General features: G+C 60.3%; 25 protein-coding genes. 17 read left to right on the forward strand and 8 right to left on the reverse strand.

What is annotated here, in order from left to right:
- The first annotated feature begins 94 nt into the window (after positions 1 to 94).
- From EN851_RS22185 to EN851_RS22200, 4 genes are read left to right on the forward strand one after another with little or no spacing between them, the layout of a single operon-like run.
- Positions 95 to 1,828, forward strand: coding sequence for a hypothetical protein (locus tag EN851_RS22185; RefSeq protein ID WP_245520792.1), 1,734 nt, complete (start codon positions 95 to 97; stop codon positions 1,826 to 1,828).
- 1 nt (position 1,829) lies between these two features.
- Complete coding sequence (locus EN851_RS22190) at positions 1,830 to 2,972, forward strand: hypothetical protein (RefSeq protein ID WP_135906808.1); 1,143 nt, start codon at positions 1,830 to 1,832, stop codon at positions 2,970 to 2,972.
- The gene (locus tag EN851_RS22195; RefSeq protein WP_135906809.1) at positions 2,969 to 4,948 is read left to right on the forward strand and encodes an HAD hydrolase family protein; all 1,980 of its coding nucleotides are present in this window, start codon (positions 2,969 to 2,971) and stop codon (positions 4,946 to 4,948) included. Before EN851_RS22190 ends, EN851_RS22195 begins: the two co-directional genes overlap by 4 nt.
- Positions 4,932 to 5,870, forward strand: coding sequence for a PfkB family carbohydrate kinase (locus EN851_RS22200; protein ID WP_135906810.1), 939 nt, complete (start codon positions 4,932 to 4,934; stop codon positions 5,868 to 5,870). Before EN851_RS22195 ends, EN851_RS22200 begins: the two co-directional genes overlap by 17 nt.
- On the opposite strand, the gene EN851_RS22205 is transcribed toward EN851_RS22200, so the two are convergent.
- Positions 5,867 to 6,346: an NADAR family protein gene (locus EN851_RS22205; protein ID WP_135906811.1), complete on the reverse strand. Its 480-nt coding sequence runs from the start codon at positions 6,344 to 6,346 to the stop codon at positions 5,867 to 5,869. The genes EN851_RS22200 and EN851_RS22205 overlap by 4 nt on opposite strands.
- A 46-nt stretch (positions 6,347 to 6,392) precedes the next feature.
- Between EN851_RS22205 and EN851_RS22210 the strand changes: the two genes are divergently transcribed.
- Positions 6,393 to 6,737: a hypothetical protein gene (locus EN851_RS22210; protein ID WP_135906812.1), complete on the forward strand. Its 345-nt coding sequence runs from the start codon at positions 6,393 to 6,395 to the stop codon at positions 6,735 to 6,737.
- A gap of 530 nt (positions 6,738 to 7,267) precedes the next feature.
- The gene (locus EN851_RS22215) at positions 7,268 to 7,594 is read left to right on the forward strand and encodes a DUF736 domain-containing protein (protein ID WP_135906813.1); all 327 of its coding nucleotides are present in this window, start codon (positions 7,268 to 7,270) and stop codon (positions 7,592 to 7,594) included.
- 63 nt (positions 7,595 to 7,657) lie between these two features.
- Here the strand turns inward: EN851_RS22215 and EN851_RS22220 are convergent, their stop codons facing one another.
- A complete protein-coding gene (locus EN851_RS22220) occupies positions 7,658 to 7,963 on the reverse strand; it encodes a transcriptional regulator (protein WP_245511644.1) in 306 nt (101 codons plus the stop codon).
- Between the two features lie 98 nt (positions 7,964 to 8,061).
- On the opposite strand from EN851_RS22220, the gene EN851_RS22225 reads away from it, so the two are divergent.
- The 3 genes from EN851_RS22225 to EN851_RS22235 all read left to right on the forward strand — a co-directional run bounded on the left by EN851_RS22225 (position 8,062) and on the right by EN851_RS22235 (position 9,660).
- Positions 8,062 to 8,787, forward strand: coding sequence for a hypothetical protein (locus EN851_RS22225; protein ID WP_245511645.1), 726 nt, complete (start codon positions 8,062 to 8,064; stop codon positions 8,785 to 8,787).
- Positions 8,788 to 8,915: 128 nt separating this feature from the next.
- The gene (locus EN851_RS22230) at positions 8,916 to 9,110 is read left to right on the forward strand and encodes a DUF6499 domain-containing protein (protein WP_135906814.1); all 195 of its coding nucleotides are present in this window, start codon (positions 8,916 to 8,918) and stop codon (positions 9,108 to 9,110) included.
- Positions 9,111 to 9,165: 55 nt separating this feature from the next.
- Positions 9,166 to 9,660, forward strand: coding sequence for a DUF2285 domain-containing protein (locus EN851_RS22235; RefSeq protein ID WP_135906815.1), 495 nt, complete (start codon positions 9,166 to 9,168; stop codon positions 9,658 to 9,660).
- Between the two features lie 302 nt (positions 9,661 to 9,962).
- Here EN851_RS22235 and hxsA read toward each other — a convergent pair whose 3' ends face one another.
- The 5 genes from hxsA to EN851_RS22260 all read right to left on the reverse strand — a co-directional run bounded on the left by hxsA (position 9,963) and on the right by EN851_RS22260 (position 15,760).
- Positions 9,963 to 10,532 (reverse strand): His-Xaa-Ser repeat protein HxsA, encoded by a 570-nt coding sequence (hxsA, locus tag EN851_RS22240; RefSeq protein ID WP_135906816.1) that lies wholly within the window; start codon positions 10,530 to 10,532, stop codon positions 9,963 to 9,965.
- The gene (gene hxsC, locus EN851_RS22245) at positions 10,529 to 11,629 is read right to left on the reverse strand and encodes a His-Xaa-Ser system radical SAM maturase HxsC (protein ID WP_135906817.1); all 1,101 of its coding nucleotides are present in this window, start codon (positions 11,627 to 11,629) and stop codon (positions 10,529 to 10,531) included. Before hxsC ends, hxsA begins: the two co-directional genes overlap by 4 nt.
- Positions 11,626 to 13,035 (reverse strand): His-Xaa-Ser system radical SAM maturase HxsB, encoded by a 1,410-nt coding sequence (hxsB, locus tag EN851_RS22250; protein WP_135906818.1) that lies wholly within the window; start codon positions 13,033 to 13,035, stop codon positions 11,626 to 11,628. Before hxsB ends, hxsC begins: the two co-directional genes overlap by 4 nt.
- 543 nt (positions 13,036 to 13,578) lie before the next feature.
- Positions 13,579 to 14,769: a hypothetical protein gene (locus EN851_RS22255; RefSeq protein WP_135906819.1), complete on the reverse strand. Its 1,191-nt coding sequence runs from the start codon at positions 14,767 to 14,769 to the stop codon at positions 13,579 to 13,581.
- Entirely contained in the window at positions 14,750 to 15,760 is a 1,011-nt protein-coding gene (locus tag EN851_RS22260; RefSeq protein WP_167531260.1) for a nucleoid-associated protein, read from the reverse strand. The genes EN851_RS22255 and EN851_RS22260 overlap by 20 nt, the downstream gene beginning before the upstream one ends.
- A gap of 243 nt (positions 15,761 to 16,003) precedes the next feature.
- On the opposite strand from EN851_RS22260, the gene EN851_RS22265 reads away from it, so the two are divergent.
- Positions 16,004 to 16,732, forward strand: a complete 729-nt coding sequence (locus tag EN851_RS22265) for a DUF2971 domain-containing protein (protein WP_210234929.1) — start codon at positions 16,004 to 16,006, stop codon at positions 16,730 to 16,732.
- Positions 16,733 to 16,774: 42 nt separating this feature from the next.
- Positions 16,775 to 17,677: a hypothetical protein gene (locus EN851_RS22270; protein ID WP_135906822.1), complete on the forward strand. Its 903-nt coding sequence runs from the start codon at positions 16,775 to 16,777 to the stop codon at positions 17,675 to 17,677.
- Here the strand turns inward: EN851_RS22270 and EN851_RS22275 are convergent.
- Complete coding sequence (locus EN851_RS22275) at positions 17,653 to 18,927, reverse strand: DUF4238 domain-containing protein (protein WP_135906823.1); 1,275 nt, start codon at positions 18,925 to 18,927, stop codon at positions 17,653 to 17,655. The genes EN851_RS22270 and EN851_RS22275 overlap by 25 nt on opposite strands.
- A gap of 747 nt (positions 18,928 to 19,674) precedes the next feature.
- On the opposite strand from EN851_RS22275, the gene EN851_RS22280 reads away from it, so the two are divergent.
- The 6 genes from EN851_RS22280 (at position 19,675) to EN851_RS22300 (ending at position 22,688) form a co-directional block, all read left to right on the forward strand.
- The gene (locus EN851_RS22280) at positions 19,675 to 20,001 is read left to right on the forward strand and encodes a DUF736 domain-containing protein (RefSeq protein WP_135906824.1); all 327 of its coding nucleotides are present in this window, start codon (positions 19,675 to 19,677) and stop codon (positions 19,999 to 20,001) included.
- A 46-nt stretch (positions 20,002 to 20,047) separates the two neighbouring features.
- Positions 20,048 to 20,209 (forward strand): hypothetical protein, encoded by a 162-nt coding sequence (locus EN851_RS36800; protein WP_210234930.1) that lies wholly within the window; start codon positions 20,048 to 20,050, stop codon positions 20,207 to 20,209.
- A gap of 94 nt (positions 20,210 to 20,303) precedes the next feature.
- Positions 20,304 to 20,585 (forward strand): helix-turn-helix domain-containing protein, encoded by a 282-nt coding sequence (locus tag EN851_RS22285; protein WP_135906825.1) that lies wholly within the window; start codon positions 20,304 to 20,306, stop codon positions 20,583 to 20,585.
- Between the two features lie 17 nt (positions 20,586 to 20,602).
- A complete protein-coding gene (locus EN851_RS22290; protein WP_135906826.1) occupies positions 20,603 to 21,658 on the forward strand; it encodes a replication initiator protein A in 1,056 nt (351 codons plus the stop codon).
- Positions 21,655 to 22,146 (forward strand): DUF2840 domain-containing protein, encoded by a 492-nt coding sequence (locus tag EN851_RS22295; RefSeq protein ID WP_135906827.1) that lies wholly within the window; start codon positions 21,655 to 21,657, stop codon positions 22,144 to 22,146. The genes EN851_RS22290 and EN851_RS22295 overlap by 4 nt, the downstream gene beginning before the upstream one ends.
- Positions 22,143 to 22,688, forward strand: coding sequence for a S26 family signal peptidase (locus EN851_RS22300; RefSeq protein ID WP_135906828.1), 546 nt, complete (start codon positions 22,143 to 22,145; stop codon positions 22,686 to 22,688). The genes EN851_RS22295 and EN851_RS22300 overlap by 4 nt, the downstream gene beginning before the upstream one ends.
- Positions 22,689 to 22,691 lie beyond the last annotated feature (3 nt).

A 22,691-nucleotide genomic window follows, 5' to 3' on the forward strand; every position in this document is an offset into this window, starting at 1 on the left:
GCCACTCACCACATTCCTGGCCGAGCATCCTCGCAAGGCCGACATTTTTGATCTGCCCATCCGCATTGTCGGCGCGCCGGGAAGCGGCAAAACCATGCTGGCCATGCTGGCCGAGTTTCGCCTCGTCGAAACGATCCTGCGCGACCCCACCAACGACACTAACAAGCAGCTTTCCATAGCCCTCGCCGGCGCTGGGTTTCTGCAAGACGGGAAACCCGGGGTCGCAGCTGTCCGCATTCCTATGGAATCCGAGTATCGCGACTTCTGGGAGTTGCCCTATGAGGACAGCGTCAAAACCAAACTCGCCCTGTGGCTGGTCCAGGCGCGCACTATGCTCGCTCTGCTGCGCGGCCTAACCAATGGCGACCATCGCCGGCTCGAGGAGATTCGCTTCATCGCCCGGGACGCATCGGAAGCGCACCTCGAGCAGATCGGCGGGCTGACCGCGACCGGCATTCGCGACCGCGCGCTCGAAGTGCAGCGCGCCATCTATTCAATCGGAGCGAGCTTGCTGCCGCCCGACATCGACAAATTGCCGAAGGCAGCGACTGAACCCTATCAGCCTTTCGAATGCATCCAGGAGATCGATATTCCGTGGATGGGAGAGCGTCTGACGGTCAAGCCGCTCGCTATCCTAGACGACGTACACGCGCTTCACCCAGACCAGTTCGAGCAGATCTTCACCGCGCTCGCGCGACGAGAGATCAAATTCGGACGCTGGCTGATGATGCGGCTCGACGCCCTCAGCCCTGGCGCCGTGTTCCGGTCGGCTCGTAGTGTCGCCACGCATAATCTCAAGCCCGACCGCGACTATGTCGATATCTTCATGCAGGGCGGCGAAAGCCGCGACAAGGAGCGGCGGCGCTTCCGCGACATGGCGGCGGACATGGCAGACCGCTACCTCCCGCGCGTCACCGCCTTCCGCAATCGCAACCTTCCGCCATTTCGACGGCTTGTCCCCGACGAACCACCACGCCTGTCTGAGGCGAAGCTGCGCGAACTCGCGGCTCTCGTCGAGCGCGACCAGCAGCGCTTCGACGTAACTCCGGCGCGGCGCATCTCGATCGAGGAACTGGTGGCCGGCTATCTTGCGGGGACGCAATCTGGCGACCGTGAGCCGGAGGTCGCCCTTGCCATGGTCCGAGTCCTGATGGCGCGTTACGCCAACCGCGTTTCCGATCAGCAGGTATCACTGTTCGAGGACTTTGATCCAGAGCCGCGGACACCGCTCAAGGCGAATGCGCCGGTCGCCGAGGCCGCCAGGCTGCACCTCCACGCGCTGAGCGGGCGTGCCTTCCACTACGGTTTCGACACGCTGTGCGACGCAAGCAACGAAAATGCCGAGCTGTTCCTCCAACTCGCCGGCGCGTTAGTCGCACGCATGGAAACCCAAGCGATCCGGGGACGAGCGCTGGCGCTCCCGGCGAGTGCACAACAGGATGTGCTGAGCGCCAAGGCTGTAGAAATAATGGATGGTTGGGCGTTCCCCTTCGCACGCCGTGTCCGCGCGATGGTCGATGGCATCGCGTCGGACTGCCGTGAAGTCTCGCTGCTGCCCCACGCCCGTCTCGGTGCCGGCGCGAATGCGGTTGGTGTTCTGGAAGAGGAGATGGCCAAGCTTCTACTCTCAAACGACGAGCTTGCGCTCATCCTCAAATATGCCGTCGCCCATGGCGCGATCGAGGTCACTCGGGACTATGGCCAAGGAAGCAAGAACTGGTGCCTCATCGAGCTCAGCGGCGTGGTCGCACTCTCGCATGGGCTGACCTTGCACCGGGGCGGCTTCCTCGAGCGCGATGTTGGCTATCTGCGCGAGCAGGGGGGCTAGGATGGCGCATAACCATTGGGAAAACTGCATCGCCCACTTCGATGCGCAGGTCGACGTGTTCGCAGGGGAATACTTTGGGCGCACAGACGTCCATTGCTTGCTGGTGGCCGCCGCGGGCTTCGACCCCCGATCGCTCGGTATCGCGACGCTTCTCGCCGGTCATCTTGGTGAACGTCTCAAGGGCCTATTCATCCGGGAGGAGCGAGGTACCCCGGACGCGAGTCTCGTCGCGGCGGCCGATCAGAACGCTGTACTACTTAGAGGCCTAGTGCCCGGTTGCGAAATTGCCACGGTTGATATTTTCGGCAACGATAATGCGCCGATCGCCGGAGCGCGCATCGCTTCGGTCATCCGTGGTCACAGCATCGCCGCTGAAACCACCGACATCGTGCTCGACATGACAGCGCTCTCGATCGGCGTCGCGTTTCCCGCCGCGCGCCTCCTGCTCGACTATTGTGAGAGCTGCGGCATCGCTTTCCACATCATGATCGCGTCTAACCCAGAGCTGGACGATGCCATTGCGAGCGAACCGGGTGATCGTCCGATTGCCGTTCGTGGCTTTGCCGGCACCGACCAAAGCGACGCGAAGCTGGAGATCGCGCGAATCTGGGTCCCACAACTGGCCAAAGGGCGCACACGCGCGCTCACTGATATCGGCCGTTCGATCCGCGGCACCTATAAGATCTGTCCGGTAGTGCCGTTCCCGGCACGCGATCCGCGCCGGGCGGACGCGCTGATCGCCGAATATGAGGCTCAGCTCGTAGACGAGTGGCAGGTGGACCCGCGTGATCTCGTATATGTCTCCGAATCCAACCCGTTGGATTGCTATCGGACCTTGAGCATACTCACCAAACGCTACTCCGACGCGGTCGAGCAGGTATTCGTACCGTCGATCATCCTCTCCCCCGTCGGCAGCCGTGTAATGGCCGCAGGGGCGCTCATGGCCGCGATCGAACATGACCTTCCCGTCCAGTATATCGAGACTGTGCGCTACGACTTCGATCCGGAAAAGCCCGCGGTCGCGGCGACACCCGACATGCGCGTCCACCTGCTCCTGTCCGGCCCTGCCTATAGCGAACTTGGCGCTGCATCCGCCGCACCGGCGCCAGATACCGCTGAGACAGTGAGGGACAAAGCAGTATGACCCGATTCGCCGAAAAGCTCGACACGCTGCTGCGCACCGCCGAGTTGGTCGCGAGCGCGGATTTGCGCGTGCTGGCCGAGGCGCTTCGGCAAAGTCGGCACCGCCAGGTGGTCGCGATTGGGTCCGGTGGCTCGGCGATCACAGCGCAGTACTTCGCGCGGTGTAGGGAAACGCTGTTCGAAGCAGCAACCCACGTAGTGACCCCAGCCGAATTCGTCCTCGCCAACGACGAACTTAAGCAGAGTGATGTCTGGTTATTCAGCGCCGGCGCCGACAATGCCGATAGCATCGCCAGTGTGGCCGCCGCTCGCTCGCGCGGTGCCGCACAAATCCATCTACTGACGCGCAACGCCACTGGCGCTGCGGTTCAGGCCATCTCCGCAGACCCTGGCAACACAGTGACCAGCATTCCGGTCGCCGATGCGAAGGACGGGTTTCTCGCCACCCATTCGCTCATTGGTTCGGTCCTCGCACTCTTGTTCGCCAGCGATCTGGTATCGGCCGATCCATTGGGCGAGGCGCTCGTTGCAGCTGTAATCAAACGTCTGCGCGAGTGGATGCACCCAGCAACCCGGCAGGCCATGCAGGCTCAACTCGCCGATGTGCGGAGTGACGATGTCCTGCTGATCGTCGCCGATCCCCAGCTTCGTGCCGTCGCCGAGCTTATCGAGACCTCCGCCTGGGAGGCTGCGCTGTGCCCGATCCAGCGAACCGACCTCCGCAACTTCGCCCATGGTCGCCACACCTGGCTGCATCATAGAGGCGAACGAACCGTCATCCTCGGGCTGATCGGCGATGATAGCCGCGAGATATGGGAGCGCGCGATCTCCCTGTTGCCACAGGCGCTACGGCGCCATGTCTTCGACTTCGGCAATGCCGGGCGCATGCGCACAGCGGCCGGGATTGTCGAAGGCCTAGTAATCGTCGAGGCGATCGGGGCCGCGACCGGCATCGATCCAGGAAAGCCGGGTATCGGCGATTTTGGCCGAAACCTCTACGAGGAAGACGGATTACTCGCTCTTGCGCGTGAGCTTGGGCCAGCGGTCCGACAAAAGCGCTCGGCCGCACTCGAGCGCGATGATGTGACCGACAATCACGTCTGTATCCGGGCTGCCTGCGCCGCGCGACGCGGCGTGCTTGCGGACGCTCGGGTCGGCGCGATCGTCCTCGACTATGACGGCACGATCATTTCTGATGACGAGCGTTTCGGACATCCCCGGACTGCTATCGTCGATGAGCTTGTACGCCTCCATGCGATTGGCGTGCGCATTGCGATCGCCACCGGGCGCGGCGGGTCGGGTGGCAAGGCGCTGAGCGCCGTACTTCCGGTGACGATGCGCGATCACGTGCTCGTCGGCTATTACAACGGTGCTTATATACAGCCTCTCAGCATCGACATCGAGGTGGATCGACCAGCGTCCGATCCAGACCTGGCGCAAAGCTACGCTTGGCTCGAATCACATCCCGAATTATTCTCTGGAGCTTTCGAGGGGCGGTTCAGCGACGTGCAAATTTCGATCAAGCTCGATAATCTCGCTGATCGCTTGGCCTTTCCGGCGGCTCTCGCAGACTGTCCGTCCATCGCGTCCGGCGCCGTTCGGTTTAGGCGCTCAGGCCACAGCATCGATTTCTTTGCGGCCGGCACCAGCAAGCTCAGCGTCGTCGACCGCGTGCGGCAGACGTTGCCGAACGACTTAGCAATTTTGTGCATCGGCGATAGTGGCGGGCGCGATGGTAATGACAATGAGTTGCTATCGCACGCCCATGGGATCAGCGTTGGAACGGTCTGCGACCGCCACGACGGTTGCTGGACTCTGTTCGGCAAGACGCTAACCGGTCCCGAGGCGCTGCTGCGCCTGCTCCAGGCCTTGGAACGTGATGGTGACGGATGCGTTCGTATAGATGTGTCTTCATTGGGACTCGACAGCTTTGCCGAAATAAGTGCAATTGCAGAACATTATGATCCCACAACGTGACGTGATTGATGTCGTCGGCACCGGTTTTACGGTGCTCGATCGGCTTTACGCCGACGGCGATCTTACCGCCGAGGCGCTTGGCGGGTCGTGTGGCAACGTGCTCGTGTCGCTTGCCATGCTTCAAAGGCAGGTCACGCCGGTTTTGGCACTTGGGCTGGATGAGATCGGTGAGCAGTTGCTTGCCGAGTTTGAGATCGCCGGCGCCGATACACGCTACATCCATCGTCATCCTGGACGCCGCTCTCCGGTCTTGCGCCAGGAACTCGACACCCGTTCAGGCCATCACAGCTTCAGTTTCACCTGCTGCGACACTTTCGAGGAATATCCGCGCTATCAGCCGATCGGCCACGAGGAGCTGCAATCTGCGATGGTCGCGTTAGAAAATTGCACACTCTTTTACACTGATCGCCTGTCGCCGGCGATCCTCGACGCGATGGCGCAGGCTTACCATGGCGGTGCGATAATCTATTTCGAACCGTCCGACATCGATCACGCGCTATTCGACGAAGCGCTCGCGATCACTAGCGTGCTTAAATATTCCTCGGATCGTTTGGGCCCCGAGCTCGACGATAAGGTAGCTGCCAGCGCGGCAATGGCGATCGTTACTTACGGCGCCGATGGCCTCGAACTCCGTCACGGTCGTGAGCGGATCTGGTGTGCGGCCTATCCTGCCAAGCAGGTGACGGACACTTGCGGATCAGGCGACATGGTGAGCGTCGGGCTGATCGACTGGCTATTGGCCCGAGCCACGCCGCGGCTCGCGGCCCTGGATATCCATGACCTGATGGGCGGCGTAGTCGCCGGCCAGCGGCTCGCGGCGGAAAATTGCGCATTTGCCGGCGCGCGGGGCGTGTTCCGGCAGCGCGACGTCTCTTATGTGCGGTCCATCCTAGAGCATGCGCGTCGCGATTTCCCGACCTAGGCCGCCGCCGCCACCGGCGTTTCGCGGCGGAACTCCGCGCGCAACTCCATCAACAGCACGCCGAGCATATTCTTGCCGACCCCGTTCACTTCGCCCCAAAGGCGATTGACATCATTGTCGACGGTGGCGCTCTCCACCAAACGAGCATCGCCTGTAGAGAGCAGCAGATTGCGCAGGTCGGGATGCTGCTCGAACTTGGCCCGGAGCACCCCGCGCATTCGGTCGAATTTGCCGACCGACCAGCCTGGCGCGACATCCCAATAATACAGGCCGTGCGCGGCCATCGCTAGTAATGCCGGGGACGGCGCACTCATCAGCCAGTCGCGGACAGCCTTCTTGCGCGGCTTCCCCGCCTGGTAGGCATGCTCGCTCGTGGCGAAGCGCTGACCCTCAAACTCGATTTCGCACCGATAAAGATTGCTGAACGCACCGTAGGGCCGCTCGCTGGCTCGATAGAAGCGGATTTCATCTGCCATCATGTGCCTCTTGCAAATTTGCACATTTTGTTACATGCAAATCTGCATGAAGGCAAATGAAAATCAGATTTCTGTACTCCGCGCAAGAATCGTCGCAGCGCGCACCGATTGCGCACTCACTGACACGCAGATCGGCGCTGTAGTTGGGGTGCATGCCAGCCAGGTCGGCCGCATCACGCGTGGCAAGTTTCGCCGCATCAGCGAAAGCGTGGTGCAAATTTGCAAGGTATTGGGGCTGGAAATGGACTCAACCGTGATCGAGCCCAACGCCGAAACTGCCGCCTGGACGAAGTTGCAGGCGAGCTTACGCGGCCTATGGGACAAGACCCCTGAGGGTGCCGACAAGATCGTACGAGTGCTCGATACCATCGGGGCGCTTCGCGAGCGCTAACCTCTTGCTGTCGCTCGTCTGGGATTCGGTGAGATAGATCAGCCTGCGCCATCTGTGCGGACGTTTGGTCTCGCTGCGTCTTTCCGAAATCTGCCAAGCAGCTTCCGGCCCCAAACGAGACATTCGCTGTATACGACCGTGTGCGGCTGGTGCCGGATCGGCGCAAGCTTTCTTTTAGATCTCGCCAAATCGCCTTCGGTGGAGATATGGGCCACTAACGCGCTTCATATCTCTTGATGGCCAGTGCTGCCGTCGCCTCTCTCCCTCATTTCATAGAGCTCACCAACGACCTCTCGAACTGGCTGATCTGGCCCAAGGACGGCTGAAGCCTCGACCGCCTATGCCGCAACGGTGCGTCGCGCGTTTCTTCCCCTGGGCAAGGCCATTCCTCGCGGAACCAAGAAACGCGCGCCTGCGCCATCCTCCGCTTTGCTGCGGTCGCAAGCGATGCGGCGGCGGTCGCCTTCGGCCTCTCGATCGCCATCGAGGTCGCATGGTGCGGGCTCGGAAACGAAGAACGGAGACTGAAAATGGCTACCATCGGCACTTTCAAGAAGACCAATGCGAACGAGTTCACCGGCGAGATCGTCACCCTCAGCGTCCAGGCCAAGGGCGTGCGCATCATTCCCGACACCCGGGCCAGCGGCGAGAATGCTCCAAGCCACCGCGTGGTGGTCGGCAAGGCCGAAATCGGCGCCGCCTGGTCCAAGCGCTCCAACGAGGGTCGCGACTATCTCGGGCTCAAGCTCGACGATCCGAGCTTCACCGCTCCGATCTACGCCAACCTCTTCGCCGACGAAGAAGGCGAGGGCCACAGCCTCATCTGGTCCCGCCCCAACCGCCGCAACGGCGAGTAAATCGGCAGACGCCTCGCCCGGTACCGGGCGAGGCGTCTCCTGCCGGAGATCGCGGAAGTTTGCCTATGAATAATCGGAACGGCGGGAGAGGCGCACGCCCACACCGCCACCATTCTCTGGGATAAACTGAATACCTGCGGATTCGAATGCGCGTCGTAACGCGTCAATAGTGACTCTGTTTGCTCTTATCGGGCCGGCCTGAGGCTCTAGTCGCTTGATTGTCGCGAGGGAAACCTTCGACTGTTCCGCAAGCGTTTTTTGATCCCATTGAAGCAAAGCGCGTGCGGCTCGCATTTGTCCGCTTGTAAGTTCATCTATACCAAAAGTATCATTTGATGCCATGGGGCTTGATTTTTTGTCCGCGTTCATCTAAATCACCACTGTTACCGACGCATGTGGCCCGGGAGGGTGACCTCCAAGGTCTGCAATGCTGCGGCGAAACGGTCGAGCAGAGTGCAGGAACACCCGTGCCCGACCTGACCAAAACCAAGCTGTGTAGAGCTCGGATCATGGCTGATTCCGACATTACCACGACTTTGCCTTCCGTCACGCGTGGACGGAAATCGCGCAGTTCGTTGACCGCAGGGCATCCTAAGCCTTTGGCTGGCCATGGAGCCGAAAATCAGCCGTCAGCCGATCCCGCCCTCGTTCTGTCCCTTGCCTGGATTGAAGCGCACGTTGCGATGCTGGCTTCTTGTGTCCGGCAGCAGCAGGCGGACGAGGGGCTCTTAAGGCGCGGCGCGATCTTGTCTTCCGACGAAGTCATTGGGCGCGAGGAGGGGGCTGACGCCGACTGTGGCGGTCTCGATGCCCGGACGACGGAGCAGGATGACGCTGAAAAGGCAGACGCCTTGCTGGCTGAGATTGTGGCGACGCCAGCGCAGTCCTTGGCGGGCGTGGTCGCCAAGCTCGCGGTCATCCTTCGGGAGGCGACTGACAACACCGACCTTTGCGAATTTCCGCTGCCGCACATCCGCTCGGCCTTGGCCGATCTGCGGCGCCTCACGCATGAAACGATAAGCGACGAGCCTACCGGCTGGCCCGCAGGCGATCAGTCTATCGGCGTGCTGTTCGAGCAGCCTGCATCATCTTTCGCCGCCTGGCGCGCCTTCAGCGCTTGGAGCCAGGGCGATGATGACGCGTATCGCGCCTGGACGGACACTTTCAAGACACTGCAAGGCGCGAGCCAGTAGGCACCGCAAGTCTAGGCCTGACTGCTCGGCGCCGAGATCGCTCTTTGTTCATTCGTCAATGACGGAATCCAAGGATTTCGCTCAACGCCGCGTCCCCCTATCAAATCCTTGAGAAGGGAAGGATACGGATGAAGCCGGATACATCGCAGTGGCGTGACCCACAGGCATATGCGTTCGTTAAAGGGGCCGCCGCCGATGCGATTGCATGGGAGTTCCTGCGACGCAATCCCCAGTATCAGCAGGACTTCGCGGTCTCCCGCTCGGCCAAGGCGATGCGCGCATTGCGCAAGCGCTGGGGTTTGCAGTTTCGCCGCCAGGCCTGACCAATCCGCAGTCGAGCAGCCCGTATATTGGGCGCCTCAGATCGATCCTGGGGTCGTGAACCTAGTCGAAGTTCCGCCGGATCTGCGAGCGCGGGAGGTCCTCGACGTTCCGCTGGCCACGGGTCAGCGTGATGAAATCGGCCTTCACGTGCGCTCTACGTCAGGCGCTACGCAACTGGCGCTTCTCGGCGATGCGCAGGCAGGCGAACCGTTGGCCGCCATAATTCCACTCGATGACATGGCGCACGAAAGGCTTCAGGCGATCGAGCGGTTCATCCGCTCGATCCATAGGCAGCACCTTCCCGATGCCCGCTTGACCGGGGCACAGCGCCGGCGTCTTGGCCTGATGCTGCGATGCCTTGACGGCCGTGAGGAGCAGGCATCTCATTTCGACGTCGCAACCGCCTTGTTTGGCCGTCGGCTAGTCAGCGTCGCCGACTGGCACGACTCGGCCTTTCGCTATCAGACGCAACGCCTTGTGCGGGACGGCCTGAAAATGGTCGAGCGCGGCTATCGCCAGTTGCTGCGCGTTCGACGGCGCCTTTCCTGAAGAGGCTCCGTCCGGCGCCTGGTCCACTTATTGCGCTATCGGCAGGCGTACGATCCTGGAGTGAACGGCTGCTCAGCGCCAATCTCGGTCACTGCTTCCGATTTGACCACCCGCCGAATGCAGACGGGTGGTTAGCGATGCTGGCGCTGGGATCGCCGTTTGTGTTGGCCGTGAGATCAGTCTCGCGGTTTACTAAAGCCAGCATTGTCGGAATTTGGTGGGTGGGTCTTTCCGCCGAAGAATGAGGGGGCGCCAGTGCGGGGTAGTGCCGCTGTCTGTAAATACGAATCATTTCGGTGAAATTAATCCGCTGTAATGCGCAAGGCGTTCAGTGTCTCCGGCGTAATGGTGCCTGTTACCTTGAGATTGTAATCCGACTGCATTGTCAGGAGCCCAGATCGCATCGCAGGGCTCATCTTTCCATCCAACTCGCCATTGTAATAGCCGAACGATAGCATCGCGAACTGAACCTGGAGGACGATCTCCTTGAATTTGGCAGCGGTCCCTGGAAGCACGACCAGCGGCGACGCCGCAGCCGGCGGAGCGGCGGTCGGCGCCTGGTAGGTCGGCGCGGGCGCCTGATAGACTGGCGCCGGAGCTTGATAGACAGGCGCTGGAGATTGATAGACCGGGGCACGCGGCAAATAGGTGCCGCCCGTCGATGATCGATGGCTGCTGTGAGAGCTGTGACTGCTGTGGCTGGAGTGAGATCTGTGACCGGCCAAGGTGAACTTGTGGTCAAGCTTGAAAATGTCGAACAATGATTTCGACTTGCCTCCGTCAATGAACGGAGCAATCGGCATTGCGATACTTTCAATCGGCATGAAGCCGGCAGCGAGCAACGACGGGATCGTAAAGAGCCGCTTTTTCACGCGAGACCGAACCTTTCGTACCCATGCGTTTTCGGGTGCCATTCGAAGAAACCGCCGCAGTCGTCACGCAGTACGCAGCCAGCGCATTCCGAGAGGTAAGTTCGCTTCCAATCTGAAATCGTCGACGGGGCCAGCGTCCGATAGTTGGGCGGAAGCGTGCACAGCGGAAAATTGTACAGTATGGCGTCAATTCCGCGGCTGATGGCGAGATCGAGGGCCTTGCCAACCACGTCGAAACCTGTGGAGCTGTCGAAGAACAACGAGTGCCAGTTCTGCCTGCCGTAGCCGATGTTCTCGAGCTGCATGATCGCCCATTTGTCGATGAAGGGCAGCGATGTCGTCACAAACTTGGCCAAATCCGCCAGACCGAGGGCGTTCGGCTTCATAAGCACCGTACGCAATTCGATTTTTGCGCCGGCCTGGCAAAGGATTGACAGGCCTTCTCTAACTTTGTCGAACGCACCTGGCTTTGCCACGATCCGGTCATGAACCTCGGGGTCGCTCGAGTAGACGGGAACACCCCAAAGGACACGATTTAAATTCAGCTCGCCGAGCTTAGCCAGATCAACGCGGTCAAAGTGTTGCGCATTGGTCAGAACGTGGAAATCAATGTCGGGCCGCGCTGCCAGCATTCGCCCCAGGAACTCGAGCAGTTCCGATTTGAAGAGCGTCGGCTCTCCGCCAGATAGACCGATCGTTGCGTTTTCTGGCGAGAGAAGGACTGCCGTCTCAAAAAACGGAAACATGTCTACGTGGTGCGCTTTCGGCGGCTGCGAACACATCAGACAAAGCTGGTCGCATCGTTCGGTAACCAGCAGCGTGTTGTGACGGGAATTTGCCCGGATGAGACGGTGTGCAGTCCCCCGTCGAGGCACAACAAACAGCACGTCGCCATTTACGTCACTGGGGTCGATTCCGTAGACACGGAGCGTTCCCTCTCCGCCCGAAAAGTCTGCACTTTCGCCGGATGCGTTACCCAGCACCGCATCGAACGAGCTGAGCGTTGGCGTGTCGTGGGCAACGCCCTCGAAGGACCGGAGTCGAACCACATATGGATCGATCGCGTTAGTCTCAATTTTGAGGCGAAGCGGGATCATGCGTGGACCGGGACCATGTGATCTCCCCAGGAGGGAACTCCGGCCCATTTGGCGACGGATTGCCGAGCTGCGTCGTCGCAACGCGTCATCACCTCTACGACTTTGTCGAATAGAGAAATATGCCGTCTGCAGAACCACGTCTCACTGCGAATGAGATCGATATGGCCGTCGCGAGACAGATCGTCGACGACGTCCGTGCCGCAAAAAGGCTGATAAACACAGTGGATGCAATCGGCATCGAAGTTGTTCATCGATGCTTGATTGAGTAGCTGCACCTTTTGCTGATTGATGCCGTCGGCCACTGTTCCAATCGAGAGATCGACACGTCCGATCCGCGACAGCATCCTGGCTTCGTCCGTCGGGTATAACTGCCCATCGTGATCGACAACGATGTAGTCGGACGCGAAGAAATTCGGATTGCGAAGATCGACATGATCATCGGTGCCTGATCTCAAGAATCGCCGCAGGCACTGGCTGAAATAGTACTCTTCAACGTATCGGCCGGTGCGGTGATTACGTTCGATGAGATAATCGATGAAACCTGAATGGAGCGCATTCCATCGAGCGATCGCATTGGCATCGCTCTTGCGCCGGCGCGCAAAGCCTTGGTGGTTTATCGGACGGAGATATATCGACGGTATGCCATGCCGCTCGAAGTTACCGATGAGATCCTCAAAATTCGGCGGACGCTCAACGTCGATGGTTGGCAGGGCGGAAACCTTGCCGGGGCCGAGACGCCTGACAGCTTCAGCCAAATTTCCGAGGAATGTATCGGTCGCCAGACTGTCGCCAGTCCGCTGCCGGGTGTGTGTCTCGTGGTTCCCATCCAGTGACGTGCTGACGAACGTGTCCGGCTGATCAAGAAAAGCCCACTCCACCTCACCCATGCGCTGGAGGTTGGTGCAAACGACAAACTGGCTGCGCGGAAATCTTGTGCGGGTGAAAGCTCTGATCTGCTCGAGCAGATCAACGCGAAGCAAAGGCTCCCCGCCCTGAAACTCGATCTTGATATCAGGACCATTCAAATTGCCGATGAAGTCGAGCGCCGCGTTCAATGTTTCGTTGGACCAGTCGAAGCCCCGTGCGGCCTCAGGGGCCCGGGAAACCTGGCAATAGCTGCAAGTCAGATTGCAACGCAAAGTCGGAACGAGAATGAGATACGACAGCTCTTGCTGCTTCGACTGCCTGCCCGCCCAACGATAGGCAAAGGATGTCCAATCAGGATCGCCTTCGCGTTCAAACGTATGTCCATTGCCACGAAGAAATCTCTGGTCGTCGGCCGAGAGCGCATCGCGTGCGTATCTCCCTAGAAACTCGTCGCTACCGAGAAAGAACCCACCGGCATCGTCGCTAAACAGAAGCTTTCCGTCCGGGCGATCTCTGAATTTGAGCGGCCATACGGTCATCTGGCGGTGACCGCCCCGATCAACGCTTGTCGCAGCGGAAGCGTTTCCGAGTAGATCTTCTCACGATAGATGGCGTGAAGGACATTCTTTCGCAAATCGTCCAGCCTCTCCGGCGGAATCTCTTCTACCGCTACGCCGTGACCCGAGGCCGAAAACCGTAGCGACGGATACTGGACTTGTAGTCGAATTAATGCGCCTTCCACAAAACACTGAAAGTTCTGCGGAATCTCGATTGTAGCCTGTCCGAGAAAGCGCGACGCCCCCACGTACCAAGTCCTCCCTCCCAACAAACTATACCCAAAACTGGATTATGGGAATTAGTGCAGTTGAACTTCGATTTTCAGTGACCACCGAAATCACTGATGGTTGGGCTTGTTGCTGAACGGACGGCAGTTTTGCGCCTATTTTCGGTCATTCAGGTTCGCTTGACGATTACCTAAACCTGTCATTCGGGGCCGATGTCCGCTCAGGTCCCTAAAGCTGGTTCCGCCATGTTCCGGGATCGGGCCACCTATTGTAGGCGGGTACAGTCCTTCTACCTGATCAGATGCAGGTGTGAATCTCGACTTCAATAAGCTTGGTGGCCGCCCACGTCGCGAAGCTTGCTCCTCCGACACCGATGAGACCAACTACCACGAAAACCACGCGGTGCCAGAAGGCACGATTCGTCAGCTGCTCGAACGCCGTGTTGAAGTCACCCCTTACCTCGGCAAAATCCTTGACCAGCCGATCTTGTTGGCGCCCGAACTCAAACGCTATGGCCTTGAGAGTCAGCCATTGGTTCACGATGCTCGCGAGAAGGAACAGGACGAATATCCAGGCGCCGGCTATCACCGCGATGTTCGTCCATACCTCAACTCCACAAGCCTTTGCGACCTTGAGTTGCGAAGCGACGACGATCGTGGCGATAGGGATGCCGAGTATCTGACCTTGAAGGTCCACGAAAGTCTTGTGGATGCGGGTGATGAATTCGGCCTGCGCGGTTTCGACCTCTCGCCGGATCTTGGAATAGGTGAAGCTGGAGGCGAATAGCCGGTAGCCTGCGGCCACCTTTTCGACGATCTCCCCGACCCCACGCATGACATGGCGGAACCTCTGTCCGGTCGGCAGACCTGCGACTAGGTCTATGACGGCCTCCGACAGGATCGTGAGCTTCTGCTCGAGATGCACTGGATCCGCGAACAGTCCGACGAGTTTTGCGACTTGGTCAGCCTTGAGGCTGGTCAGGTCCTTCTCATCGTAGTTTACCGGGATTGCTATGCGGCCATCGCGAAAGAAGACGAGTTCCTGCTGAACTCCATCGAGGAAGGCGGCAGCCCGCGCCAGCAATGCCACCAGCGAAAGAACTGATCGGTATCTCAGTTGTAGGTCCGACGGTGGTTGAGAGTGCCGGGTCAACCTGCCGTCCACGACGAAGTAATTGGCCGGCTCTTCCACACGGGCTTTCGGTCCAGCAATCAGGTTGGCGAAGGACAATGCGAACCTGCCGTGCGACGTCCGCGGCGCATTGAACTGGACATGCGCTTGCTTGCCCAGCTCGACCTGATCTCTTTCGGTGAGCAACGCCATGCCGGCATCGGCGGCTGCGTCCTCGTCCTGGTCAATCAGCAGAAGGGCGTTCAGTATGGGCTGCGTAGTGATGGTCAGCGTGCCGGTGCCATCATCGGCGAAGGCCGTGACGGCATAGATGGGCTCGATGTCTTGCCAACCGAGCCTAGGCATCTTCGAATTCACCGCTCAACCTGTCCTTCAATTCAGCAGGCAGATTGCGCAAGGTGAGCGTCTGCTTCTCTGGATCGTAGGTCACCTCGCCTTCCTGGATCGCCTTGCGGTCGAACTCAAGTGACCAGTGGTCCGTGCGCCCTTTGAAACGGACTAGGGTGTTCAGCACTGCCCTGTTGGGTATGAACCAGTCATTGAGCTTCAGGTCCGGGTTGGCGAGGTAATCGCGGAGGCTCCCTGGATCCTCGGGCAGCAACTCGTTGGTGAGTGCGTCGAATGAGAGTTCCTCCCGCTTGAACGCAGCGCGGTCGCAAATTTCCTTGGCTTTGGTCAGGAAGGCCGTCTTCGCCTCGGGCTTCAGGCTCTTATCGTCGGCGAAGGACATCAAGGCCTCCACCAGGTTCTTGGTGTCGGCCTTCTCCTGCACGGAGTCGATGCAGCCGAGGAAAGCCTGAAAATATTCGGCGACGTTCCCTTTGCCCTTGAGGAACCCTATGTAGCGATCCTCCTTGTTCGCCCATCCGGTGATGTTGATGCGCCCGGCGAACCTGAATCCTTCGATGTCGAGATGAGCCACATCGTGTACGTCGTTCTGCTGGGTAAGCGCAGCGCTGAGCGTATCGGTGACGATAGCGACCATGAGATAGTGCCGCTCGTCCCGGGTGAAGTGCGCGAAGAAAACGTGACCACCAGTGGCAGCCGCTTTGGTCTGGGCGTTTACCGCCAACGTCTTCATCAGCGATTCCGTAAGGGTAGCGAAATCCTTCTCCTCGGCCTCCACGTATTCTCGAAGATGCCGTTGAGTGGGGTAGTTGTCCTCATCATCGGAGAATTTACCATGGGACTTGGACGTGCGGCGGCCATAGAGCTTGTCCAGTACGTCCACGAGTCGCTGGACCGGTTCGGTGACCTTCAAATTCGATTTGCCCAACGCGATGTCGAACTTGTCGGCGTCCTTCTTCAGGTCATGCACGGCAACGCTGATGATGCTGTTTTCTGCCAATGGTCTCTCCCCCGTAGGCGACCAGATTACTTACACCGCCGACAACATGATAGTGGTAGACGGCGGCGTCCACTACGGGCGCCAGATAAAACTCCAGGAGGCGACCCAGTCCTACCAACTCGCCAACGTGGCTTTTCGGCGGCGCATCATAGACGGGCTCTTCCGCCTTCTCCGCAGCCCGTGCCGTAGTAGACTTGAAATAGAATGGGCCTTACGTAAGCGTTACTGTAAATGGAGTTTGTGGTGCGCAAGATTGGAGAAATTGCGATCGAAGGCAACGAGACGCTATGGAAGTATTTTCGTTTCGAGCGCTTCCTTTCAACGCTCGCGGAAAGCAGACTCTATTTTGCATCGGCCAATCAGTTTATCGATCCTTTCGAAGGCGCCGTCGCTGTCCAATTGAACGTGCCGCCGCCTGATCCGCGCTACGCCGAAGTGGAGGGCGTGGAGCGCGCCTTCTTCCAACTTAAACGGTTGACCAAGATAAGCTGCTGGCACCGTGCCGTCTATGAGAGTGACGCGATGTGGAAGCTCTACTCCGGTGAGCACAAGGGCATCGCGATCTGCACGACGCCCGATCGCATGCGCGCCGCCTTCAAACCCTTTCGGCTCAAACCGGAATATGGCGTCGAAGATCTGTGGGGCGGTCCGGTCCAATATGTAGACTTGACTCAGGTTCGGATGCGCGGCATCGGCATGCTCGACCGGTTCTTTTTCAAGCACCGAGCTTTTGAATGGGAGCGGGAATATCGGCTCGCCATTTCCGTTAGAATGGCTGAGGAATTTGGCGTCCGAGTTCCCGAACACGGCATCCTCGTCGACGTCGATCTTCCCACTCTGATTGAACGCATCGTGCTCGGCTCAACCACAACCGAAGCCGAGCGCGCCACCGTGTCTCAACATGTGGCTGCCGCCGGGCTAAGCGATCGCCTTGAGCTTTCCACCCTTCTCGGTCGACCTCGCTATGTCTAAGGCCCAGCAAGCAGGCGCCAGCGCAAGGCGAGGCTCGGCAGAATGATATCGTACTCGGACACCGCACTCACGATCTCGGAACCGCTGCAGACCAACGCGGTCGTCTGGATTCACTCGCTACCGGAACAGGAGATGGGCCCCAGCCGGCGTATCCTAGAAGACCTTGAGGGCCTCTCCACCGCCGGTGGTTTCCCCGTGTTCGAATATGCGGTTCGAGATCGTAGCGAACTGAGCGAGCTGTTCAGCCAGTTGACGACGAAGGCCGAGCAGGGATTGAGGCCGGTGCTCCATGTCGATGCTCACGGAACAATTGACGAGGGGCTCCTGCTAGCGCCGAGCGGCGAACGCGTCGGCTGGGCTGAGATCATCGAAGATCTCCGTGCCCTCAACGTTGCGGCGGCCAACAATCTCACCTGCATCTTCGCTCTTTGCTTCGGGTTGCATCTCTACAAACAAGTGAGCCTGAGGCGTCCCGTGCCGTCCTATCTCTTCTTCGCACCGCCCGCTGAAATCAGCGTCGGCTTCCTCGAGGCGCAAACGTTGGACTTCTATCGAGAGATGAACCGCACCTCGAATGTGACAGCCGCATTCGAGCAGACCCTGGGCGGCGTCATGCAGTCATTTCACTGCCAGGGTTTGTTCCTGCAGTCGCTGTTGCGATACATTCGAACCTACTGCATCGGGCGCATGCGGCAGGATCGCCTGGAGCGCATGGTCACGGCCGTTCTGCAACGCGACGGCATCGCAAATCCTTCCGGCGCACAACTGAAACAAGTCAGGCGCAAGATACGTGAATCTCTGAAACCCGGTCAGAAGGTGATCGATCTGTTCGCGCCGTCCTTCCTGATCGGCCGCGCCCCCGCCTTCACCTACGCCGATCTCGACCGGATCCTGAAGCGCTCTGTCCGCTCCGGGCGATCTCAACGGCGCTCGGCATCGAGCTGAAGGCCGAGCGATCTCAAGCTCGCGTCGCGATGGACAACCCGAAACCAGCCGGACGCCGGTTCGCCAAAACGCTCCACCATCACTTGGCCCATTCCACGCCTCACCCGCCGATCGACATACAGCTCGACCCGCAACATCGCCTTGTCGGCGGCGACCTGGGCGAGCAGATCGATCTGCCTGGTTCGTGCCGTCAAGCCTTCGCCGCTCTTGTCGATCTCTTCAATTGCCAGCGTGCAGTGATCGAGGGGACCAAAGATGACGAGGTGCGTCCCTGCGGGCATGCCCGGTCGCGGTGGAGGCGCATGCCCCATCTCGCCGAGCTCGACATGGGTCTCGACGCTCCGCAGGTCCTCGTCCTCCCCTAGAATCTCGCGTGCGAAGTCGAACGCATCGGTATCGGCATAAAGATAGCCAGCGCTTTGCGAGACCTGGAGACCATTGAGGTAGCGCACCATGTTGCCATCGATAGCGATCGGCTCACCGGACCGCAGGCCGTCCCGATAGCGGATCATTCTTGTCTTGCGTTCGGGCTCGATATCTGCGCTCGCCGCCAGTTCGTAACGTTGGACGATCGTCTGGCAATGCAGGGCAAGCGTCAGGCCAGGTGAAACCGGCAGCATCACCACTAGGCCCGGCGAAGTGAGCCCGACATTCCCATAGGGGAATGCGTTGATCCGGCTGACCGGATGGTCCGAGATGATGAAGCGATGCTCGCCGTCGCTCGCATAGATGGCGGGATGAAGATCAAGTAGCGCAACGGTGTGACCTTCCCGTTCAAGGAACGCCTTGACGGCGCCAAGTCTCACTGACGCATCAGATGGCATAGCCATGTGCGGATCGGCATCCCGGTCATAGCCGACCTGGCGCATCATCTCCCGCAATTGGCCCGCCAGATGCTTTGGTCCCGTTCGGCTAAAATGCGTCCGCAGCATCTGGGTCGCGAAGAAATCGGCCAGTGCAATACGGTCATCCGCCGTCATCCACGCGAGCGAACGTCGCGAGACGATTTCGACGACGAGGCGCGCGGAGCGCGCATCGACCTCCTGGAACAGATCCTCGAAGTTCCATTTGGTATCGCCCAGGCTCACCACATTGAAGTCATTCTCGGAGCCAGCATTGGCAATCGACGTCAGAAAAGATCGGTCGGACCGCTTGGCGAAAACGTAGATGGAGCGTCGTTCTGGATCGGCCGCAAAGTGCCGAAGCTGGGCCTGAGGAACAAAGTGATGCTTTCTGGATGGCCGGTTCATCGTTCCCTGCAGTGATGCGGTGCTTCGGCGCCGTTGAAAGTGCGGAGGTATTTCGTCGGGCACCACATGGCGGCAAGCCCGTCAGATTTTGTCCACTTGTGATATCCGACCGCAACTAACTCCTACGTGCACGGAATGTTAGCTTCTGTAAACGACTCAGCCAAAGTCAGAGTCGCCGTCAATTTGGGTCAACGGATGGCAAGTTTCGTGTATTCGCAAATTCGCTCCGAATGACTACGATGGAGTCGTAGACGGACGGCAAATTTTGCCGAACGACCGCTATCCGCGGTACGCTCACCACATTCGGACCGTCCGGAGACGGCCCAAAATGAGACATTCGCGGTACTTCACCGTGTGCTGCTGGCAGCGGATGGCTCAAGCATTCATTCAGGTCATGCCAAGCTGTTGTCGGCTGACATCTCGGCCACCAATTCGCTTCATCTTTTTTGAAAACCAGTGGTGCCCTTGCCTCCACGTCGGCCATTTCGCGGAGCGCACCAACGACCTCTCGAACGGGCTGATCTGGCCGAAGGACGGCTGAAGCCTCAACCGCCTATGCCGCAATGGCGCGTCGCGCGTTTCTTCCCCTTGGCAAAGCCCATTCCTCGCGAAACCAAGAAACGCGCGCCTGCGCCATCCTCCGCTTTGCTGCGGTCGCAAGCGATGCGGCGGCGGTCGCCTTCGGCCCCACGATCGCCATCGAGGTCGCATGGTGCGGGCTCGGAAACGAGAAAACGGAGACTGAAAATGGCTACCATCGGCACCTTCAAGAAGAACAATGCGAACGAGTTCACCGGCGAGATCGTCACCCTCAGCGTCCAGGCCAAGGGCGTGCGCATCGTCCCCGACACAAGGGCCAGCGGCGAGAACGCTCCAAGCCACCGCGTCGTGGTCGGCAAGGCCGAGATCGGCGCCGCCTGGTCCAAGCGCTCCAACGAGGGTCGCGACTATCTCGGTCTCAAGCTCGACGATCCAAGCTTCACCGCTCCGATCTACGCCAACCTCTTCGCCGACGAGGAAGGCGAGGGCCACAGCCTCATCTGGTCCCGCCCCAACCGCCGCAACGGCGAGTAAGGTGGCAGACGCCTCGCCCCGGTACCGGGCGAGGCGTCTTCTGCCGGTGACCGCGGAAGCTCTCCGCACCGCCGGCCGCCATAGCCCGGCCTCTTGTCATCGGATGCGTTTCTGGATGCGCGATGGCGTGAAGATGGCGGAGCGCGGCCACCACCAATTGCTGCGCGCGCCGACGCACATCCTGAAGACCATCGGCGGTGCGAAATAGCGCCCCTCAATTGCGCACCTGATCACCGTCCCCACGCTCCTCCATCCTGGCCATCTATCGCCGTTCAACCGCAACGGCCGGAAGGAGAGACCTCATGAACGCCGACGCCGCGCCATTGCCGCCGCGCTACCTGCGCACTTCGGAAGCCGCGCATTTCCTCAGTCTTTCCGCGCGCACGCTAGAAAAACACCGCACCTACGGCACCGGGCCTGCCTATCGCAAACTTGGCGGCCGCGTCGTCTACGCGGTCGACGACCTCCAGGCCTGGGCGCAGCGCGGCGCCATGACATCGACATCCGATCCGCATGGCTCGGTGCTGCCCGCCAAGCCTCAGGCGGCGCGCCTGATCGCCTATGCCGGGCGCGAGAGGCGCTGAGCCCGCTGATCTCTCCTATGTCTGGACGCACACGCCAACCGTCAGAACGCCGACAGCTTGATCTGTTCCACGCGCTGCCCGGTGTCGTCGCGCCACGCGATGCGCAGGACCTCATGGCCTATCCCTTCTTCTCGCTTGCCAAATCCAGGCGCATCGCGCCGATCGATTTTCGCGCCGGCGATGTCGTTATCTGCGTCGAAGCGATGCCCGACCACGGCATGGCGACGATCTGGGACGCCGATATCCTGATCTGGGCCGCGAGCCAGATCGTCAGCGCGCGGGATGCCGGATTGCGCACCTCGCGCCTGATGGCCGCGACGCCATACGAAATCCTTACCTTCATCGGCCGCGGCGTCTCGAAGCGGGACTATCTGCGCCTCAAGGCGGCGCTCGACCGCCTGCAGTCGACAAGCGTCGTCACCTCCATTCGCCAGCCCGCGGAAGGCCGGCGCCATCGCTTCTCGTGGATCAATGAATGGCAGGAACTGTCCGGTCGAAACGGCCGCCCGCTCGGCGTCGAACTGGTCCTGCCTGACTGGTTCTATCGCGCCGTCATGGACGATGCGCTGATCCTGACCATCGACCGCGCCTATTTCGGGCTGACGGGCGGCCTGGAGCGCTGGCTTTATCGGCTGGTGCGCAAGCATGGCGGACGCCAGCGCGCCGGCTGGCGTTTCGACATCAGCCACCTGCATCGCAAGTCCGGCAGCCTCTCGCCGCTCAAGCGCTTCGCCTTCGAGCTGCGTGACATCGTGCGCCGCCAACCTTTGCCGGGATATCTGCTGTTCACGGAGGTCGAAGCCAGCGGTCGCGTGCTGTTGGCTTTCGAACCGGCGCCCGCGCCTGTTGACAGGATCGTGCCATCGGGAACCCGAACTATCGTGCCATCGGGAACCGCAGCCTCGTGCTTTCGGGAACCGCGACCGGCCTTAAGGGACGGGCCCGGAACGGAAAATCGCGCTCCTAACTTAGAGTCTAACTCACAAACTAACCTTCTTGCGCGCGAGACGCGGGCCGGCGATGGCGACCAGAAATGGCGGTGGGTTGGCCGGCGCGAGGGAGACGACACATGACGTCGTCTACCCGATCGACGCCGCGCAGCAACTTCACGACGGTCGAGTTGATCTGGATCGAGAAGCGGATCGAGCACTGGATACGCTTCGGACGCCATGCACATGAGACAATCGTCGACGAGCGGCGCCGCGTCGTCGGATTTGCGCCGGGCAGTGTTTTTGCGTTCGTGCGCTGGGCGGCGAATGACTTTGGCACCATCGTTTCGCGCGTCGACATCGTGCGCGCCGTCTTGCCCGCTGAACCATATCAGACGCTGCCCTATATCCGGCCAGGCGGCGAGTCCCTGCTCAAGATCGCAGGCTGGGACAAGGTCGAGCGGGTTCTCCAACTGATCGATGCGATCGAGGCGATCGGCCTCGATCCAGTCGAGGCCGCACCGGACTATTGGCGTCAAACCAACAACCGTCTGGTCGCCGGCGGAACGCCGCGCGCCTATTCGCTCGAGCAGCACCAAGCCTTCCTGCTGCGCAAGCGAGCCACATCATGAGCCGCGCCGCTTGCCTAGCCGCGGCCCTTGCGGCGGTCATCGCGACGGTCGCTCCGGCTGTCATGGAGATGCCGCCGCTGCTGCTATGGAACGCATCGGCCAGCACGCCGATCGGGCTCTATGCGATCAGGGAAATAGGCGCTCCGACGGCTGGCGTGCTCACTGTCATCGAACCGCCAGAGGCGGTCGCCCGGTTCACCGCCGAGCGTGGCTACCTTCCGCTCGGTGTGCCGATGCTGAAGCACGTCGAGGGACTTCCTGGAGAAGAAGTCTGCCGCGTCGGTCGCGTCATCACGGTGAACGGGCTTGCGGTGGGTGCCGCACTCGAGCGCGACCGCATTGGTCGCGCGCTGCCCGACTGGCAGGGCTGCCGCATCATCGCGGCCGACGAAATCTTCGTCATGAATCCAAAGGTCCAGGACAGTCTCGACGGCCGCTATTTCGGCCCGTTCCCGGCGAGTTCGATCGTCGGTCGCGCGCTGCCGCTTTGGACCGACGAGGGGGGCGATGGCCACTACGCCTGGCTCGCGCCAGTGAACTGAATT

It is taken from the genome of Mesorhizobium sp. M8A.F.Ca.ET.208.01.1.1 (genome assembly GCF_004791315.1).
Lineage (GTDB): Bacteria > Pseudomonadota > Alphaproteobacteria > Rhizobiales > Rhizobiaceae > Mesorhizobium.

Excerpts from the sequence above, each read along its gene's own strand:
- EN851_RS22285 (WP_135906825.1), top strand. The coding sequence starts at position 20,304 with ATGAACGCCGACGCCGCGCCATTGCCGCCGCGCTACCTGCGCACTTCG.
- EN851_RS22280 (WP_135906824.1), top strand. The coding sequence starts at position 19,675 with ATGGCTACCATCGGCACCTTCAAGAAGAACAATGCGAACGAGTTCACC.
- EN851_RS22210 (WP_135906812.1), top strand. The coding sequence starts at position 6,393 with ATGAAGGCAAATGAAAATCAGATTTCTGTACTCCGCGCAAGAATCGTC.
- EN851_RS22215 (WP_135906813.1), top strand. The coding sequence starts at position 7,268 with ATGGCTACCATCGGCACTTTCAAGAAGACCAATGCGAACGAGTTCACC.
- EN851_RS22205 (WP_135906811.1), bottom strand. The coding sequence starts at position 6,346 with ATGGCAGATGAAATCCGCTTCTATCGAGCCAGCGAGCGGCCCTACGGT.
- EN851_RS22190 (WP_135906808.1), top strand. The coding sequence starts at position 1,830 with ATGGCGCATAACCATTGGGAAAACTGCATCGCCCACTTCGATGCGCAG.
- hxsC (WP_135906817.1), bottom strand. The coding sequence starts at position 11,629 with ATGATCCCGCTTCGCCTCAAAATTGAGACTAACGCGATCGATCCATAT.
- EN851_RS22295 (WP_135906827.1), top strand. The coding sequence starts at position 21,655 with ATGACGTCGTCTACCCGATCGACGCCGCGCAGCAACTTCACGACGGTC.
- EN851_RS22275 (WP_135906823.1), bottom strand. The coding sequence starts at position 18,927 with ATGAACCGGCCATCCAGAAAGCATCACTTTGTTCCTCAGGCCCAGCTT.
- EN851_RS22230 (WP_135906814.1), top strand. The coding sequence starts at position 8,916 with ATGAAGCCGGATACATCGCAGTGGCGTGACCCACAGGCATATGCGTTC.
- EN851_RS22220 (WP_245511644.1), bottom strand. The coding sequence starts at position 7,963 with ATGAACGCGGACAAAAAATCAAGCCCCATGGCATCAAATGATACTTTT.
- EN851_RS22200 (WP_135906810.1), top strand. The coding sequence starts at position 4,932 with ATGATCCCACAACGTGACGTGATTGATGTCGTCGGCACCGGTTTTACG.
- EN851_RS22195 (WP_135906809.1), top strand. The coding sequence starts at position 2,969 with ATGACCCGATTCGCCGAAAAGCTCGACACGCTGCTGCGCACCGCCGAG.
- EN851_RS22300 (WP_135906828.1), top strand. The coding sequence starts at position 22,143 with ATGAGCCGCGCCGCTTGCCTAGCCGCGGCCCTTGCGGCGGTCATCGCG.
- EN851_RS22185 (WP_245520792.1), top strand. The coding sequence starts at position 95 with ATGCTGGCCATGCTGGCCGAGTTTCGCCTCGTCGAAACGATCCTGCGC.
- hxsB (WP_135906818.1), bottom strand. The coding sequence starts at position 13,035 with ATGACCGTATGGCCGCTCAAATTCAGAGATCGCCCGGACGGAAAGCTT.
- EN851_RS22290 (WP_135906826.1), top strand. The coding sequence starts at position 20,603 with ATGTCTGGACGCACACGCCAACCGTCAGAACGCCGACAGCTTGATCTG.
- EN851_RS22270 (WP_135906822.1), top strand. The coding sequence starts at position 16,775 with ATGATATCGTACTCGGACACCGCACTCACGATCTCGGAACCGCTGCAG.